General features: G+C 44.6%; 17 protein-coding genes and 1 pseudogene. 14 read left to right on the plus strand and 4 right to left on the minus strand.

The window, feature by feature from the left end; all coding sequences use genetic code 11:
• Positions 1-40: 40 nt before the first annotated feature.
• Positions 41-238: pseudogene (locus tag AC0J5I_RS05440) on the minus strand (helix-turn-helix transcriptional regulator).
• A gap of 164 nt (positions 239-402) precedes the next feature.
• On the opposite strand from AC0J5I_RS05440, the gene AC0J5I_RS05445 reads away from it, so the two are divergent.
• The 3 genes from AC0J5I_RS05445 to AC0J5I_RS05455 all read left to right on the plus strand — a co-directional run bounded on the left by AC0J5I_RS05445 (position 403) and on the right by AC0J5I_RS05455 (position 3,687).
• Complete coding sequence (locus AC0J5I_RS05445) at positions 403-948, plus strand: hypothetical protein (protein WP_475304445.1); 546 nt, start codon at positions 403-405, stop codon at positions 946-948.
• A 229-nt stretch (positions 949-1,177) separates the two neighbouring features.
• The gene (locus AC0J5I_RS05450; protein ID WP_475304446.1) at positions 1,178-2,224 is read left to right on the plus strand and encodes an alpha/beta fold hydrolase; all 1,047 of its coding nucleotides are present in this window, start codon (positions 1,178-1,180) and stop codon (positions 2,222-2,224) included.
• Between the two features lie 161 nt (positions 2,225-2,385).
• Entirely contained in the window at positions 2,386-3,687 is a 1,302-nt protein-coding gene (locus tag AC0J5I_RS05455; protein WP_475304447.1) for a mechanosensitive ion channel, read from the plus strand.
• Positions 3,688-3,921: 234 nt separating this feature from the next.
• Here the strand turns inward: AC0J5I_RS05455 and AC0J5I_RS05460 are convergent, their stop codons facing one another.
• Positions 3,922-5,469: an FAD-dependent oxidoreductase gene (locus AC0J5I_RS05460; protein ID WP_475304448.1), complete on the minus strand. Its 1,548-nt coding sequence runs from the start codon at positions 5,467-5,469 to the stop codon at positions 3,922-3,924.
• Between the two features lie 572 nt (positions 5,470-6,041).
• Here AC0J5I_RS05460 and AC0J5I_RS05465 point away from each other — a divergent pair.
• The 5 genes from AC0J5I_RS05465 to AC0J5I_RS05485 all read left to right on the plus strand — a co-directional run bounded on the left by AC0J5I_RS05465 (position 6,042) and on the right by AC0J5I_RS05485 (position 8,269).
• A complete protein-coding gene (locus tag AC0J5I_RS05465; protein WP_475304449.1) occupies positions 6,042-6,290 on the plus strand; it encodes a GlsB/YeaQ/YmgE family stress response membrane protein in 249 nt (82 codons plus the stop codon).
• 146 nt (positions 6,291-6,436) lie between these two features.
• A complete protein-coding gene (locus tag AC0J5I_RS05470) occupies positions 6,437-6,619 on the plus strand; it encodes a hypothetical protein (RefSeq protein WP_475304450.1) in 183 nt (60 codons plus the stop codon).
• The gene (locus AC0J5I_RS05475; protein ID WP_475304451.1) at positions 6,604-7,059 is read left to right on the plus strand and encodes a general stress protein; all 456 of its coding nucleotides are present in this window, start codon (positions 6,604-6,606) and stop codon (positions 7,057-7,059) included. The genes AC0J5I_RS05470 and AC0J5I_RS05475 overlap by 16 nt, the downstream gene beginning before the upstream one ends.
• Positions 7,060-7,248: 189 nt before the next feature.
• Positions 7,249-7,803 carry a hypothetical protein gene (locus AC0J5I_RS05480; RefSeq protein WP_475304452.1) on the plus strand — a complete coding sequence of 185 codons (555 nt, stop codon included), beginning with the start codon at positions 7,249-7,251 and terminating at the stop codon, positions 7,801-7,803.
• 217 nt (positions 7,804-8,020) lie between these two features.
• Positions 8,021-8,269: a GlsB/YeaQ/YmgE family stress response membrane protein gene (locus AC0J5I_RS05485; RefSeq protein WP_475304453.1), complete on the plus strand. Its 249-nt coding sequence runs from the start codon at positions 8,021-8,023 to the stop codon at positions 8,267-8,269.
• A 221-nt stretch (positions 8,270-8,490) separates the two neighbouring features.
• On the opposite strand, the gene AC0J5I_RS05490 is transcribed toward AC0J5I_RS05485, so the two are convergent.
• Both AC0J5I_RS05490 and AC0J5I_RS05495 read right to left on the minus strand, forming a co-directional pair.
• Positions 8,491-8,892, minus strand: coding sequence for a hypothetical protein (locus AC0J5I_RS05490; RefSeq protein WP_475304454.1), 402 nt, complete (start codon positions 8,890-8,892; stop codon positions 8,491-8,493).
• A 153-nt stretch (positions 8,893-9,045) separates the two neighbouring features.
• On the minus strand, positions 9,046-9,897 hold the full coding sequence (locus tag AC0J5I_RS05495) for a VOC family protein (RefSeq protein WP_475304455.1): 852 nt from the start codon (positions 9,895-9,897) through the stop codon (positions 9,046-9,048).
• Positions 9,898-10,183: 286 nt separating this feature from the next.
• Here AC0J5I_RS05495 and dnaX point away from each other — a divergent pair, with 286 nt between their 5' ends.
• From dnaX to AC0J5I_RS05525, 6 genes are all read left to right on the plus strand, one after another.
• Positions 10,184-12,127, plus strand: a complete 1,944-nt coding sequence (dnaX, locus tag AC0J5I_RS05500; protein WP_475304456.1) for a DNA polymerase III subunit gamma/tau — start codon at positions 10,184-10,186, stop codon at positions 12,125-12,127.
• Positions 12,128-12,199: 72 nt separating this feature from the next.
• The gene (locus AC0J5I_RS05505; RefSeq protein WP_086986555.1) at positions 12,200-12,514 is read left to right on the plus strand and encodes a YbaB/EbfC family nucleoid-associated protein; all 315 of its coding nucleotides are present in this window, start codon (positions 12,200-12,202) and stop codon (positions 12,512-12,514) included.
• 118 nt (positions 12,515-12,632) lie between these two features.
• Positions 12,633-13,229, plus strand: coding sequence for a recombination mediator RecR (gene recR, locus AC0J5I_RS05510; RefSeq protein WP_086986556.1), 597 nt, complete (start codon positions 12,633-12,635; stop codon positions 13,227-13,229).
• A 35-nt stretch (positions 13,230-13,264) separates the two neighbouring features.
• The gene (locus AC0J5I_RS05515; protein WP_475304457.1) at positions 13,265-13,576 is read left to right on the plus strand and encodes a YaaL family protein; all 312 of its coding nucleotides are present in this window, start codon (positions 13,265-13,267) and stop codon (positions 13,574-13,576) included.
• 255 nt (positions 13,577-13,831) lie between these two features.
• Positions 13,832-14,272, plus strand: a complete 441-nt coding sequence (locus AC0J5I_RS05520; protein WP_475304458.1) for a MarR family winged helix-turn-helix transcriptional regulator — start codon at positions 13,832-13,834, stop codon at positions 14,270-14,272.
• Positions 14,272-16,089, plus strand: a complete 1,818-nt coding sequence (locus tag AC0J5I_RS05525) for an ABC transporter ATP-binding protein (protein ID WP_475304459.1) — start codon at positions 14,272-14,274, stop codon at positions 16,087-16,089. Before AC0J5I_RS05520 ends, AC0J5I_RS05525 begins: the two co-directional genes overlap by 1 nt.
• Positions 16,090-16,143: the final 54 nt, after the last annotated feature.

Below are 16,143 nucleotides of genomic sequence, written 5' to 3' on the forward strand. Positions count from 1 at the left end.
AATATATGAAACAATTGCCAACCTTTTTTTTTAACCATAATTATTCCTCCTCATAAATAAAAATATCTTCAATGGGTGCATTAAAAAATTTTGACAATTTGAAAGCTAAATTGAGTGAAGGATTCTAACGACCTTTTTCAAGGGATATAATCGTCTGTCTTGATACAAGCATCTTTTCCGCCAATTGCTCTTGGGACAGTCCTTTATTTTTTCTCAGTTCCTCCAATTTATTTTCCATTCAACTCTCCCTTTTTGTAAAGTTTGCTTTACATGGATTTGTCAATTCATTCCCAACATATTATTTTTAATATAGGGACGGTAGCGATATACTAAGATAGTCTTAGAAAACGTTTGAATTTATTGGCGTCATTCATTTTGTCACTATTAGGAGGATGTTTATTTATGATTACTAAAGAGAGTCTTGGAAAAAGTGCCGATTTAAGAAGAGGGGAAAATAGTGAGTTTTGGGAAGAATTTGACAAAACACTGCAAAAGCAACGTGTTGAAGTCACTTTCAAAATGGATGGACATTTTTATCCAAGGACAATGAATTCGGTAGGTTCTCCGTATTTATGTGAATTTTCAAACAAAGAAATCAACTTTTTTGAATTTAAACCGCAATCACTGAACTGGAAGAACAGTTTACGTATGAAATTAACTCATTTGGTTGATGAAATTGAGCTGATAAAAGTGGATACTCAAAAGAAACTCGATTTAGTAATGGGGATTTTACCGTCGGATAGTGTGACATTAGAAGTGAAAATCTATTTTAAAAACGGGCAAGTTTACCAACTATATTCGAAAAGTATTTCTGCAGCCGAAAAAATTTTTGAGTGGTGCAATAATAATGGCCTGAAGGTAAAGGATGCAGAGGGGATCGAGATATTATTTAAAGAATCCAATAATCCCGTAGATGAAATTAGAAATAACCGCATAAATAGAGACTAAGGATTTAAAAAAATTACAAGCTGAAGGCATCCATCAACGAAATTTATGATGGACGCCTTTTTATTTTTGCGAACAGCCTAGTGCTTAAACAACAAATCACTCCTAACTTATTGTTTTTAATATGGGTATGTTAGGAATATACTAAGAGCAGCGGAGAGAACAGTTTGTTGGCTTCATTTATTCGTTTGCAATATTACCGCGAGTGACATTTATTGAAAGGATGATTTTAGTGAATAAATCCAACCGTAGACTCGTTCGTACTCTCTTTAAAGTGGAAGTGATCAGCTTATTAACGCTTAACATTTTGGCAGGAACACGGTTTTTTAGAACAAAAATTAGCCCTGAAGCACAAGAGGCGACAGCTTCTATCCTTAAAACAGAGAAGAATAGGATTGAACTAGCCATCAATGCTCATGACGGTATGCAACTCTCAACAGCTATGTTCACAACGGATAATCCAGAAGCTATTGTTCAAATTTTGCATGGTGCTACAGAACACAAGGAATTATATTATAACTTTGCCCATTTTTTAAATAATAATGGATATGCCGTAATCATTTCTGATCTCCGGGGACATGGGAAAACAGTTAACAACAGTTATCCTTACGGGCATATGAACAGTGTGGATGAGATGATTGATGATGTGTACCGAGTGAACCAATATGCGAAGAAAATATATCCTGATAAACCACTATATATAGTAGGGCATTCTTTGGGATCAATCCTCGCAAGATGCTATCTTCAGCAACATGACACCGAAGTAGACAAGATTGTCATGACAGGAACCGCACGATCGATTGACAAGACAAAACTTGGGTTATTTATCGGTAATTGGGCAACATTTTATTCCGGCGCATATAATCATAGTAAGATACTCCATCTCATTGGAGGATCAACTATATATAAAGCATCATCATTTGAGGCAAACATGGTGACCACAGATAGGGATTTGTATGAAAAAATGAGTGCTGATCCTCTCATGCATTTTACATGGACAAACAACGGCGCATTAACTATGTTTGAAGCAGCCAGCGATCTCAAGCAATACAAAAAATATAACGTGCAAAACCCCAATCTTGAGATTCTAAGTCTTTCTGGTACAAAAGATCCTGTCACGGGTGGCGACATGGGGCTGAGGGATACCGAGCAAACACTCAGAAAAATTGGTTATTCCCACATTTCAATCAAGCAATATGAAGAAAAACTGCATTCTGTTTTGTTTGAAACAAACAGAGACACCGTTTACCAGGATGTGCTGTATTTCCTCAAAAAGTAACTTATCATTATTTTGATTCTTAGTGTAAGTGAAATTCATATTTTTCTTAATATCGCGTAGAAAAAGGTAAAACCATTTCATTTCTTCTTCAACTTTTTGTCTGCTATACTTAGCATATGGAAAAATATTCCATAAATTTAGATATAAAAGGAGGAGAAAGAATGGAACAATTTACAAATTCTTTGCAAGGGTTATGGGTCACTTTCGTCGCTATTCTTCCGAAACTCCTAGGCGCTCTCTTATTGTTGGTATTAGCTTGGATTGTTGCTACACTGGTTAAAAAAGCCATAGTAAAAGGCCTCGATGCTATTGGCTTTGATAATAAATTAGTAAAATGGGGTGTGTCACCCACATTAGAAGATGCCCAACGCATTATTAGTTCCTTAGGGAAAGTATTTTACTATCTGATTTGGCTCTTCTTCATACCTGGTATTCTTTCGCAAATTGGCCTCGCCAATATTGCACTCCCAATCACAAATATGTTTGATAACTTCATGGCCTTTCTGCCAAAACTCTTCGGGGCAGTCATTATCTTGGTTATTGGCTATTTTGTAGCCAAATTCGTCAAGGAACTGGTTCAAAGTCTGTTGGAATCAATCAACGTCGATCGCTGGATTTCTAAATACACGCAGACTCCCAATCAAACTGCACAACCCACCGGACCTTCCACACACAAGCAGAAGAATACGATTGCCCGAGTCTTGGCCAACGTTGCGTTTGTTACCGTACTGATTCCCGTCTTGACTATGGCATTAGAGACATTGCAGATCCGATCTATCTCAGAACCGATTGTGAATGTATTGAACCAAGTCCTGGCGGCTATCCCAAATATTCTTGTGGCCGTAATCCTATTGGTTGCAGGAACGTTAATTGCTAAATTTGCAGCAGATCTTCTGGAAGGACTGTTGGAAAACGCTGGAATCAACCGATTCTCTCATTACCTCAATCCTAACGGAACTTCTCGTCTAAATCTCTCGCAAGTAATCGCAAAAGTTTTGCAGGCCGTAATCATTATCTTCTTCACGGTTGAAGCTTTGAACGCGTTGAATTTGGAAGTGCTGAATACAATAGGAGTGGCTATCATTAGCTACTTGCCATCTGTCCTGATTGGCCTCATTATTTTAGGGCTAGGGATTTTTGGGGGAAATGCGCTCTCTGCTTTCTTGAAAGAATCTACCGGAAGCTCTATGATAGGCGATGTGGTCAAGTACATCTTGTATGTCTTGGCTGTTTTCATGACATTAGACCAACTCCAATTTGCCTCGATGATTGTAAATACGGCCTTCCTGTTCATTATGGGCGGCCTCTCAGTTGCCTTTGCTCTGGCATTTGGTTTGGGCGGCAAAGAATTTGCCAAACTGCAGCTTCAAAAACTTGATCAAAAAATTGAGAAAGAAGCAGCTAAACCCTCTGTTACGGCACAGAAAACGGAAACAGAAGAAAAACTGGATCCGCGCATCTAGCACCACTCCATAAGGAACAGTAATTCAATAATATATTTGTTGGCATTCCGGATCCATTTGGATTCGGGATGCTTTTTGGTTCGGAGGAGAATGGAACAATACAGTCATCTGTTAGAAGGAAGAGCACACCCTAGCGCAGAATTATTAGGAATAAAAATATTTTTCAAAAAAAGATTGTATCAGTCTCAGGAAGCAGTGTTCCGGTACTGATGCAATCTTCTGTTTTTTGTGCTGTTACTCTTCGTTATCCAATTTTTTCAACGGATGGACGGCAGGTCCATCCAGAACTTCCCCCGAATAGGAGAAGCGGGACCCATGGCACGGACAGTCCCAAGAACGCTCCGCATTGTTCCATTCCAAGCCGCACCCCATATGCGTACACGTTGTATTGACAAAGTGTATTTGGCCCATTTCATCACGATATCCACCCACTTTTTTGCCGTCTACTGATACTAGTCCGCCTTCGTCCGATTTCAACTCTTCTGGAGCCAGCGTGGCGCGTGCAGCTTTGGACACGACGAAATCTTTGCCAACAGTAACATTTTTTTTGACAAACTGTTTGATGTCTTCTACTTTAAGCTTTCCTCTCATAGGATCGAATAAATCCTTATATCTATTCGGTTCCTCCAGTATTAAATCTGTCAGTAGTTTGCTGGAGAGGGCACCCATAGCCATACCCCATTTATTAAATCCAGTGGCCACTAGAATATCTGGGAAACCCTGAGATATTTGACCGACATACGGTATCTTATCCAGCGTCGTCATGTCCTGAGCAGACCAGTGAAAAGGTATTGCTTGTATTGGAAAGAACTTCTGCACAAATTTTTCTAAATTTTGGTAATGCTCTTGCGTATCGGATTTACTTTTTCCAGTGGGATGGCTATCTCCCCCTATCAGTAATAATTCCTCCCCATTCAAGTCAAGAATAGATCGGAGCGAACGGGTAGGAGATTCCACGCTGATGTACATGCCCTCTGGTACTGTGCTCATCACTTTAACGGCGAGGGCATAAGAGCGGGAAATGGAAAGTTTGGAGAAATACAGCCCATTGAAGTCATTGAAGGGATAGTGGGTTGCCACAACTACCTTTTTGCAGTTTAGTTTTGTACCATTCTCCATAATGACGGTTGTCTCATCTTTCATCTCCACGGCGCGTGTTTGCTCATATATTGTACCCCCAAGACGCTGGATCTCATTTAAGAGAGTAGCTAGGAATTTCACAGGATGAAATTGTGCTTGGTCCGGCATTGTGAGTGCCATTATTGTATCAAACGGTAATTCTTCTAAACGGCCTTCTGTCAAAAGAGCCTTTATGCCAAGGCTTTCATAAGCTTGGGCCTCTTTTTTGATTTGCTGGCTACCCTTAACAGTCGTGGCGTATACAACTGCCTTTTTCTTTTCGAAATCGCAGTCTATTTCTAATTCTTCGGTTATTTTCTGAATAAGAGTGAGTCCTTCGATATTTGCGTCATAATACAGGCGCGCATTTTCTTTATCGAAAGTGTGAATAAGTTCATCATAAATGAGTCTGTGTTGTGCTGTAATTTTTGCGGTAGTGTGGCCGGTGATACCGGAAATGAAGTCCCGGGCTTCAATGAGGGTCACTCGTTTACCTGCTCTTGTCAATAAATACGCAGTCATGATGCCAACTATGCCGCCGCCGATGACGCCCACTTGAGTCTCATTGTCTGCGGTCATAGGCGGAAAGTGTGGGGTAGGATGGGTACTCCAATAGGATTCAGGGAAATTAGAGAGGTCTTGATCAGCAGAAGTGTGCTTCATAATAGAATTCCTCCTTATAAGTTTATAAAAACCTTGTCTTGATTATACTCCTCCTTCTGACGGGAAGATAAAGATACCCTTCAGACGCAGGAGATTGGCACCATAAAGCTTGAGCTTACTAAACGAGAGAAAATTTACTAAATATAAAACTATTTAATTCCTAGTGAAGGGTTCTTATTTCCCTAGTAGAAAATAAGTGTACTACACTATGAATTACCAAGATAAAGGAGTGAACTACATTAATCGAAGAAGCGAAAGCAGCCTATGTAGCCTATGATGAAGAAGCACGTTGGAATCTTCTTGTAGAAGCCGAACAACTTGCCATCTGACAGCATTATATTCACATTCCCACGTACCAATTTGTGGAAGCCTATTTTATTGAGAGATAGTGTGAAAGATTTACATATTCCGGTATTTGGTCCGGATAGCTACAGATGTCCTTTAACTTCTTTCCGTTCGAGTGTAATTTCTTTTTAATATAGTTTCTTTTTTATATAATTGCAGTGTAAATAGCAACAAAGAATAGTTAATTGATTACTGCGGGCAGGGCGATATAAGAAGGAGGAATAGACATGGAATTTCTTTGGTCTTTAATTGTCGGTGGCATCTTAGGTGCACTTGCAGGAGCTTTTTTAGGTAGAGATGTACCCGGTGGCATTATCGGAAACATCATTGCTGGTTTCATTGGTTCATGGTTAGGGATAACTTTATTTGGAGCTTGGGGGCCGGCAATTGGAGGATTCTACATCGTTCCTGCGTTAATAGGGGCCATTATACTGATTCTCATTCTCTCGCTTATACTTAGAACCACGAGAAAGTAAAAATGAGTACGTAGCCAAGAGACAACTAGTTCCCATGTAATACAAAAATAACGATAGTAGTACAGACAAAATAATGGGTCGTATTACTATCGTTATTTCTGTTTTAAGAAAGTTTACTACTATTCCAGTAAAAGGTAAGTTGTAGGATGATTGCTGTCATAGCTCCTATTTTATGGGGTCTAGGGCTGCTGTCTGCGATTGGCGGAGGATTAATACACATTTTTCTAGTTGTTATTTTTGTTTTAGTTGTTGTTCAGTGGATAAGTGGGGGAAATTGTGACTATCACTTCGTGCACAGAATGGAGGAAATGGCATGGTTAAAATATTAGAAGGGATTTACTTTACACAAAGGGAAGCAATGGCCGCTATAGACCGTCTAAAGACTGAAGGGTACAGCCGGAGCGATATCTCTGTCGTGGCAAATACAGAAGTTCAGAGTAATTTTTTTAACAATATGCAGGTCGATACGACAATAAACGCTCAAGCTATCGATAATTTAGATGAGGATCATCGTTCACTTTGGGAAAAAATCAAGGATGCGTTCACATTAGATGATGCTTATGACGAAGAGACTTATAAGGATTCGCAGTATGCTTCTGTCAGTACTCTGCTTGATAAATATCGAGATGAGATTAATCGCGGTGGTATAGCGGTATTGATTGAAGAAGAGCCTCCAACCACTATTTACACCGAGGACTTGGGAGCTAATCCACGGGACATTATAGATCGCACCCATGAATTTGATCCCAATCGAGATAACCTTCTCTAATTACAATAGAAAGTCTTACTTAAATTGTATAGGAATTTTTGTGAAATTATTAATAAGAACATTGTATTTTACGTCTATAACTCTCTACTCACCCTGTTTTTCATAAGTGTTAATCTTTGCTAGTGAAGCTAAATTTCTATACAATGAAACTGTAACAGAGTCACGAAGAAGAAAGTGGAGGTAATAAATATGGCTAAGTTTGTGAAAGGCTCCTACCGTACCATTTCAGAAGTTCATACTGTTTTAGAGGGTTTACGACAAGAAGGGTATACTGAATCACATATTACACTTATAACGAATGAAGCTAAGAAGTATGATGAACTGATCAATTCCACAGAGGCTACAATAAAGTTAGATGACACTACCGACGAGCATCTTACTCTCTGGGAGAAAATCATGCATGCTTTCCCTATCTTCACCAGCAGTGATTATGCGAGCAACAAACAGGATGCTGATTTGGAACCAGAAGAAGACACGCTACTGGAAGGGTATCAGAGGCAATTAGATGACGGTGAAATCGTTGTGATCGTGGACGATATCTTAAATAAAGAAGCCTCATTACATTTGGACAATATGGATGCAACAGATACGGTGAGTGCGGTTAAGTCCAACCAAATTCTTCAAGAGACGCCGGAGACAGATTCTCATCCTGATGTTGAGTCAATGGCAGATGTTTTGGAGCAGGAAACAACGGTTGTTCCAGGTAACGCTGATACAGATGAAGATTCACGTATTGAAAGCTAAATAAGGCAAGCACCCAAAACTCCCGAATCAATTCTTCGGGAGTTTTTACAGTGTTGTAAGAGCATTATTTGATAAATTCAAGTTTTTTTCGAGAACCATCTCGCTTCGAGTGCAAATACTTTATAATATAGGTCATTCCTTATATAATTGCAGTGTAATGAGCAAAGTATAGATGCATGGTTGCTGCAGGCTTCTTTATAAGAAGGAGGAGTAAAAAATGGACTTTCTTTGGTCTCTAATTGTCGGTGGGGTCTTGGGCGCACTTGCTGGAGCTTTTTTGGGTAAAAATGTTCCTGGTGGTATTATCGGGAATATCATTGCGGGTTTCGTTGGTTCATGGTTAGGAGTAACTTTATTCGGAGCTTGGGGACCTGCAATCGGAGGATTCTACATCGCACCTGCATTAATAGGAGCTATCATCCTGATCCTCATAGTTTCCCTTATCATGAAAACGATGAGAAAATAAGTTTGTTCTGTACATCGATCAAAGGCGTAGTATCAGAACGACTTCAAAAACACATAATATTAGTACCCTCAACCGTAAGTACAGTTGTTGGCTAATATTATGTGTTTTGTATTTTTTCTAGAGTAAAAGAGATTAAGTGCCCAAGGTTGCTCGGGGACATCATCCACATCGACACAGTTGTGTCAAAGGGTAAATACAGGAACTAATAAAGTTACTTTTAATCATCTTACTATTTCAACCTGCACAATCCCCATGCCAGGAATTTGCGGGGGCAAGGACATCGTGGTAGGCGCATGGTCGATCAAGATGACATTCACTTTATCGCCTTTTTCTATGTCTGATAGGGACACATTTTCGCCAGAGGATTGGTCAATCAAGAGGACATCTTCCATTAACAGTATGACTTCATCGAAAGAAGCAGCTTCTGACGAGTCTACTGGAACTAAATCAGCCAGAAACAAACCATTGTTATGCGTTTCGCCACTATCGATAACAGTTCCGGAATAAAGCACGGTCGCCTCTCCGGTTTCCACATCTTCACTATGGGTGCTTGCTTGCGAGCTGGCTGCGCCGCATCCGCTTAGCAGAGCCGTAGTGATAAAGCATAAGATTAACTTTTTCAAAAAAAATTCCCCCTTTGTCCAGTTAGTTATATTATACCTGAGTTTAAAGAAACTATTCCTATGCTGGCTATAGTTCTGCAATTTATCCAAGACATCCAAAAAAGCGTAACCGGCAGAACTGCTTTCCGGTTACGCTCTAAGATTCTGATGCAATTACTCCGCTTGGTGAATGCCAGCGTGGATTTCGATGCCGCTGTTGTCTTTGAAGATAAGCGTGTTGTCCTTTTCTTCAAACGAAACGGCTCCGTGAACCAATCTGCCCTTCAACGCTTCATAAGCGGTAATGTCGGCAACCACCCAAGTGTAGTACGCCAAGCCTGGTTGATTTTCTTCAGCGGCCGGCAGATGTTTTCCAGCCCACATGTTCGAACCGAGGTGGTGATGGTAGTTTCCGGCTGCGAAGAATTTTGCTTGTCCGAAAAAGTCCGACTTCAATGAGATGCCAAGTACGTTTTCGTAAAATTGCTGGGTTTCGACCAGATCGTGAACGGTCAGGTGGACGTGTCCCATTTTCGTACCGGAAGGGATGCCATCATAAATTTTGACCATCGCACCGATTACGCCATCCGCATCCATCGCTTCGGTAACGCCTTCGATTTTGCCATCCGGACGGACATTCCAAACCGACAACTCTTTGTCGCGGTAGACCTCGATGCCGTTGCCTTCCGGATCGTGGAAGTAGATGGCTTCGCTGTAACCATGGTCGCTCGCGCCCTCCAGGTCATATTTTTTCGTCAACAAATGATAAAGGAATGATCCGAGGTCGGCTCGCGTCGGCAAAAGAATCGCCAAGTGGAAAAGTCCGGTCGTTCTTTTGCGGGCAGCCGGAGATTTGAGCTCAATCAATTCAACCAATGGCGTCCCATCTGCAGCGACTCCCAATACAACCGAATTTCCCTTTTCTTCCATTAAATCCAAGCCAAGTGCTTCCTGATAGAATTGCGTCATTTTCTTCAGATCTTTGACTTTCAAGGCAACTTTGCCCAAATCCCAAAATGCTGTCATATTCATTTTCCCCTTTATTGTTGTTTTTATTTGAAGTGTATTCTTGCCGGAATAGTATCACAAATTTAATTAATACGAATTCGAACTATTCGATAGATTTACTATAATGCCTAACTTACTTTTTGTCAACTGTTATTATTTCATCCTTTTATCGGAGCTGAATGCCCTCCAAACTAAGCAAAATTCGACCTTAAATTACGCAGGAAAGCCGCAGAGCGATGCCTTTCTATTTTCCTGTTTTTCCCTTATAATAGATGGACGAAGCAAAAGTGAAAGAGGGAAAAGGATGAGCTATCAAGCACTATATCGGGTTTGGCGCCCGCAGCGGTTCGGAGACATCGCAGGTCAGGAAGCGGTCACGCAGACGCTGAAGAATGCCTTAATACAGGGGAAAACGAGCCATGCTTACCTTTTTACCGGCCCACGCGGAACAGGTAAGACGAGTGCAGCCAAGATTTTTGCGAAAGCCATCAACTGTCATCATCGCGTCGATGGGGAGCCGTGCAACGAATGTGAAACGTGCAAGGCAATCACCGAAGGGCGCTTGAATGACGTCATCGAGATTGATGCCGCCAGCAACAACGGCGTAGAGGAAATCCGGGATATCCGCGACAAAGCGCGTTATGCGCCGACCCAAGCCGACTACAAAGTCTACATCATCGACGAGGTGCACATGCTCTCGACCGGTGCCTTCAATGCGCTCCTTAAGACGCTGGAGGAGCCGCCTGAAAATGTCATCTTTATTTTGGCGACGACGGAGCCGCACAAGATTCCGTTGACGATCATATCCAGAACGCAGCGGTTCGACTTCAAGCGGATTTCCTATCAGGACATCATCAATCGGATGGCCTATATCCTGCAGGAGGAGAAGATCGGTTATGATGATCAGGCGCTGCATGTCATCGCGCGCTCCGCGAACGGCGGGATGCGGGATGCGCTCAGCCTGCTCGATCAGATCATATCCTACGGTTCGGATGCGGTCACTTTCGAAAATGCGGTAAAAGTTTCCGGCAGTCTGACGGAGGAAATGATGATTTCCTTCTCCAGCGCGTTGCTGCATGAAGAGACGGAATCGGCGCTGCAACTGCTGCAGGAAATACTGAGTGCAGGCAAAGAGGCCGGCCGTTTCCTCGAGGAAATGATCCTGTTTGCGCGGGATGTGCTGGTCTATCAGCAGACAAAAGGCAAGGCCTTTGCGGACAATACGCAACAATACAGTGAAGCTTTCCAGACTTTCTCGCAGGAGGCACCGGCAACATTCCTCTACGAGATGATCGAAGCTTTTAACGAAACCCAAGGGGAGATGCGTTTCTCGACGCAACCGGACATCTATTTGGAAGTGTTGGCCGTGAAACTGTCCCAATCCAAGGCGCATGTACAGGCGGCAGCTCCGAGCGCACAAGCGGCGCCGAACGGAGAGATCCAGAAGCTGGCGCACGAATTGGAGCTCGTCAAAAAAGAACTTGCGAAGCTGCAGGAACTGATTGCTTCCGGGAATCTTACCGTTTCCCAGGAGGGGGCCAAAGCAGCACCGGCCAAAAAAGAAACGGCTCGTTCGTCAAACACGTCAGTCGGATTCAAACCCAACATGGGGCGGACTTACCAAATTTTGGGCGAGGCGACGAAGCAAGATCTTGCCCGGGTGCGTGATTTCTGGACGGATATCCTGGACGTGCTCTCGGTCACCCAGCGTGCTGTTCTGAAGCAGGCCAATCCGGTGGCGGCGAGTCCGACCAGTTTCATCCTGTCGTTCCAGTATGATATCCTTTGCCAAAAGGCGACGGAAGATGCGGAGCTGCAGGCGGCCGTAGATGCGGCAACGCAGCGGATGCTGCAGCGTCCCGGCGAATTGGTGTGCTTGACGGAAGAGCAATGGACATCGGTGCGACGCAACTATATCCAGAACCGGAACGACAGCCCGGCTGCTGAATCCGTTGGTGAACCGAAAAAAGCCACGCCAAAACAGGCGGTGGCACCATCGGCTGCGCCTAAACAGCAGGATTCGGCAACTGTCGATGAGGCTAAGCCTGTCGATTTGGATCTGCCGCCGGAACCACCGATGCCGGAAATGGAAGACGGTTACCGCGGTGACTATCATCCCGGGAATTTCGCCGATGATTTTTCGGTCGAGACCGATCCGATCGTGATCGAGGAACAAAAGGAACAGGAAGTCGTCGATCAGGCGGTGAGCCTTTTCGGAGACGAAGTCGTGACTGTCGTCGAGGACTGACGGAAGCAATCAAGCAGTAAAGGGAAATAAATACAATAAACTATAGTACACAAACAGAGAGGGAGTCATACAATGCGAGGCGGAATGGGAAATATGCAAGGCATGATGAAACAAATGCAAAAAATGCAGAAAGAAATGGAGCAGACACAAGCAGAACTCAATATAACGGAGTTTGTCGGTGCGGCATCCAATGATTTGGTCAAAATCACGATGACCGGCAACAAGAAGGTGACCGATGTTGTCATCGCACCTGAAGCGGTCGATCCGGAAGATGTGGAAATGCTGCAAGATCTGATCCTGATGGCGACTAATGACGTACTAAGCAAAATCGATGAAGCAACGAAAGCGAAGTTGGGCAAGTTTGCCAGTGCGATTCCGGGCTTCTAAGCCAGGCTACAGGCAACAATCGAAATGAATGAGGGGAGCGAGGGTGAGACAAGTCGGGCAGTGTTGACTTTAGTCCCAGCCTCCTTTCTTTTGAGAGAAGAAAAGGGGATTTATCGAAATGCAATACCCAGAACCCATAGCGAAATTAATCGAAAGTTTTATGAAACTGCCGGGCATCGGGCAAAAAACGGCTGCCCGGTTGGCCTTTTTCTGTCTGGATATGGACGAGGAGGCTGTGCTGGCGTTCGCCGACGCGCTGATCCGTTCCAAAAGGGATTTACACCAGTGCGCCATATGCGGTAATATCACCGAATCCGATCCATGCAACATCTGTGCGGACAATACGCGGGATATGTCCATTATCCTGGTGGTTGAAAATCCCCGCGACATCATGTCGATGGAAAAAATCCGGGAATACCACGGGTTGTACCATGTGTTGAACGGGGTCCTTTCGCCGATGGAAGGGACTGGCCCGGAAGATTTGAACATCGCCAGCCTGATCAAACGGTTGCAGGACGAGACCGTCAAGGAAATCATCATCGCGACGAATGCGACAGCCGAAGGGGAAGCGACGGCCATGTACCTTTCGCGTCTGATCAAGCCGGCGGGCATCAAAGTGACGCGTCTGGCTTACGGGCTGGCGGTCGGCAGCGACATCGAATACGCGGATGAGATGACTCTCTTCCGTGCCATCGATGGACGCCGAGAACTGTAACAAGGGAAGGAACAACGGGGGGAACTGAGATAAAAATGGCATTCCATTTGAATATCACAAACAAGAAGCAAGGGCACTTAAAGCAGAAATATGACGAAAAGTTGGTCGACTTGATCAGCGATGTCCATCAACATTACACCACCTTGGCCCAACTGCAGCAGAATGCCTATGATTTGCCGGAAGAGTTGCGTATCTTCGAGAAGATAGCGGAAGCGAAATATCTGTTCCTGCTGCGTGAAGCCAAAGAAAGACAGCTCCAAGCGGATATTTCCGCGCCGAAAAAAGCCAAGCAATTCCGTTGGCGCAAGCGCACGAACCGCGCGGAAGACATTTTTCATTCGGAATGACAAAAAGCCAGACCGGCGGCGGTCTGGTTTTTTGTGTGCTTTGAACATTCACGGGTTGAGCGAAAACATGAATAAATTTGAAGTATTCATGTTTAGAGACCAAAATGTTGTCGAGAACATGGATAATCAACAGATATCCATGTTTTCCGCTTGTCGGAACACCTAGCGCAGGCATTTCTGTTGCAAATTAGTTAGGTACCTAATATAATATGGAGGAATAGATAGGTACCTAAGTATCTGGGGGAGGAAATCATTATGGAAGAACAAAATAAAGATGTCATCGGTAGCGCTATGAAGCTGATGCGCACGTTGCGGCGCAAGGAGAATCCGGCCAAGCACGAATCGCGCGGAGCGGGAAAGCTTTTGCGGATATTGCAGGAAAACGACGGGATGAGTTCACGGGAATTGGCGGACCGGATGGGAATCCGGCCGGCATCCTTGACGGAGATGCTGAACCGGCTGGAGGCTGATGGGATCTTGACGCGCCAGCCAGACCCTGCTGATCAGCGCAGGAACAGGATTTTTATCCAAGAAAAGGGGTATGTTTTATTGAAAAAAATGAAGGCAGTGCGCCAAACGGAAAGGGAGCACATCAATCAAAGCTTGACGTTGGATGAGCAGGAACAATTTGTTGCGCTGTGCGAAAAACTGACAAAATCCTTGGAGGACTTCAGAAACAAAACGGGTGAGCAATAATGGGCGGCAACGGGTTCAAAGGCGGACGCGGGGGTTTCCTGACGGACGAGGAAAAACAGAATAGCCCTAAAATCACATCACAATTATTGAAGCGGATGTTCAGTTATCTCATCCCTTATTGGAAGCAGCTCATCGTTTCCGTGCTGGCAATCATCACCTCATCGGTATTCGGCGTGTTTCCGACGATCCTGACCGGACGCATCATCGACGAAGGGCTGCTGCAGCAGGATATGCCTGTGCTGATCCGTCTGATTGGCCTCTCATTCGGGGTGTTGATCATCGCCAATCTGATCAGTGTCGTGGAGAGTTATGTCAATGTCTGGATGGCGGAAAACATCACCTATGATATGCGCAATAAGATGTACAGCCATCTGCAGCGGATGTCGCACCGGTTCTTCACGACCAGCAAGCAGGGCGACATCATCACCCGCATGACCAGCGATATCGGCGGTGTGCAGAGTGTGCTGACGGGTACTTGGACAAGCATCCTGCAGAATTTTGCGACATTGACGGTTGCGCTCGTCACGATGTACACGAAGAGCCCTTTGCTGGCGACTATTGGCATCGTGGTGGTGCCGTTGTTCATCCTGCCGACGAAGCGTGTTGGCAAAAGGCGTTGGGAAATCACTTTGGCTTCGCGTAAGCACAATGACGACATCAACCAGATCTTGAATGAAACCCTTAGCGTCAGCGGGCAATTGCTTTCGAAGCTTTTCGTCACGGAAAACTACGAGTTCGACCGCTACCAGGAAGCCAACAAACAGATGATCCGCTTGAACATCAAGGAAAGCATGGCTGGCAAATGGTTCCGGGTCGTGATCAACGTCTTCACGAACATCGGCCCGATGTTGATCTATCTGGTCGGCGGAATCCTCATCATCGAATACGGCAACACGGATCTGACGATCGGAGACATCACCGTGATGGTGGCGCTCCTGGGCAGGATGTATGGGCCGGTCAATTCCTTGCTGAATATCCAGGTCGATATGATCCGTTCGATGGCGCTTTTCGACCGCATTTTCGAGTATTTCGATCTGCCTGTGGAAATCGACAATGATCCGGAGGCGATCAAGCCAGAGTCGTTTACAGGCGAGTTGGTTTTTGAAGAGGTTTCCTTCCATTATGATTCGGAACAGCCGATTTTGAATAACGTCAGCTTCGAACTGAAGCCGGGATCGTCCGTTGCCATCGTCGGGCCTTCGGGAGCGGGCAAGTCCACTATCATCAACCTGATTCCGCGCCTCTATGATGTGACGGGCGGAAGGATCCTGTTGGACGGCGTCGACATCCGCAAACTCGATCTGGCCTATCTGCGTCAACACATCGGAGTGGTGACGCAGGACACGTACTTGTTCAACGGCACAATCAAAGAGAATCTGCTGTATGCCAAAGCCGACGCTACGCAGGCCGAAATCGAGAAAGCTTGCAGTGAAGCCAATATCCACGAGTTCATCAGCGGCTTGCCGAAAGGCTACGACACCATCGTGGGCAATCGCGGCATGAAGCTTTCCGGCGGCGAAAAGCAGCGGCTTTCAATCGCACGGATCATCCTCCGGAAACCGGGGCTGATCATCTTCGACGAAGCGACTTCCTCTTTGGACTCCATCTCGGAGCATGCCATCCAACAAGCGATAGCGCCGATCCTTGCCAAAAGCACGAGTCTGATTATTGCTCATCGTCTTTCGACGATCCTGTCGGCTGATGAAATCTTGGTGCTGGAGAAAGGCAAAGTCATTGAACGAGGAGATCACGAGACACTCGTCAAAAAGGGCGGCATCTACACGACTCTGTACAATACCCAAATGAAGCAAACATAGATTATGAAGAGGGCAGCCCATATGGAATGAGGTTGTTCTTTTTTTGTGGGGATT

Source organism: Trichococcus sp. TS_SC_9 (assembly GCF_056156325.1).

Excerpts from the sequence above, each read along its gene's own strand:
- AC0J5I_RS05455 (WP_475304447.1), top strand. The coding sequence starts at position 2,386 with ATGGAACAATTTACAAATTCTTTGCAAGGGTTATGGGTCACTTTCGTC.
- recR (WP_086986556.1), top strand. The coding sequence starts at position 12,633 with ATGCAATACCCAGAACCCATAGCGAAATTAATCGAAAGTTTTATGAAA.
- AC0J5I_RS05445 (WP_475304445.1), top strand. The coding sequence starts at position 403 with ATGATTACTAAAGAGAGTCTTGGAAAAAGTGCCGATTTAAGAAGAGGG.
- AC0J5I_RS05460 (WP_475304448.1), bottom strand. The coding sequence starts at position 5,469 with ATGAAGCACACTTCTGCTGATCAAGACCTCTCTAATTTCCCTGAATCC.
- AC0J5I_RS05470 (WP_475304450.1), top strand. The coding sequence starts at position 6,437 with ATGATTGCTGTCATAGCTCCTATTTTATGGGGTCTAGGGCTGCTGTCT.
- AC0J5I_RS05475 (WP_475304451.1), top strand. The coding sequence starts at position 6,604 with ATGGTTAAAATATTAGAAGGGATTTACTTTACACAAAGGGAAGCAATG.
- AC0J5I_RS05505 (WP_086986555.1), top strand. The coding sequence starts at position 12,200 with ATGCGAGGCGGAATGGGAAATATGCAAGGCATGATGAAACAAATGCAA.
- AC0J5I_RS05480 (WP_475304452.1), top strand. The coding sequence starts at position 7,249 with ATGGCTAAGTTTGTGAAAGGCTCCTACCGTACCATTTCAGAAGTTCAT.
- AC0J5I_RS05485 (WP_475304453.1), top strand. The coding sequence starts at position 8,021 with ATGGACTTTCTTTGGTCTCTAATTGTCGGTGGGGTCTTGGGCGCACTT.
- AC0J5I_RS05465 (WP_475304449.1), top strand. The coding sequence starts at position 6,042 with ATGGAATTTCTTTGGTCTTTAATTGTCGGTGGCATCTTAGGTGCACTT.
- dnaX (WP_475304456.1), top strand. The coding sequence starts at position 10,184 with ATGAGCTATCAAGCACTATATCGGGTTTGGCGCCCGCAGCGGTTCGGA.
- AC0J5I_RS05495 (WP_475304455.1), bottom strand. The coding sequence starts at position 9,897 with ATGACAGCATTTTGGGATTTGGGCAAAGTTGCCTTGAAAGTCAAAGAT.
- AC0J5I_RS05520 (WP_475304458.1), top strand. The coding sequence starts at position 13,832 with ATGGAAGAACAAAATAAAGATGTCATCGGTAGCGCTATGAAGCTGATG.
- AC0J5I_RS05515 (WP_475304457.1), top strand. The coding sequence starts at position 13,265 with ATGGCATTCCATTTGAATATCACAAACAAGAAGCAAGGGCACTTAAAG.
- AC0J5I_RS05525 (WP_475304459.1), top strand. The coding sequence starts at position 14,272 with ATGGGCGGCAACGGGTTCAAAGGCGGACGCGGGGGTTTCCTGACGGAC.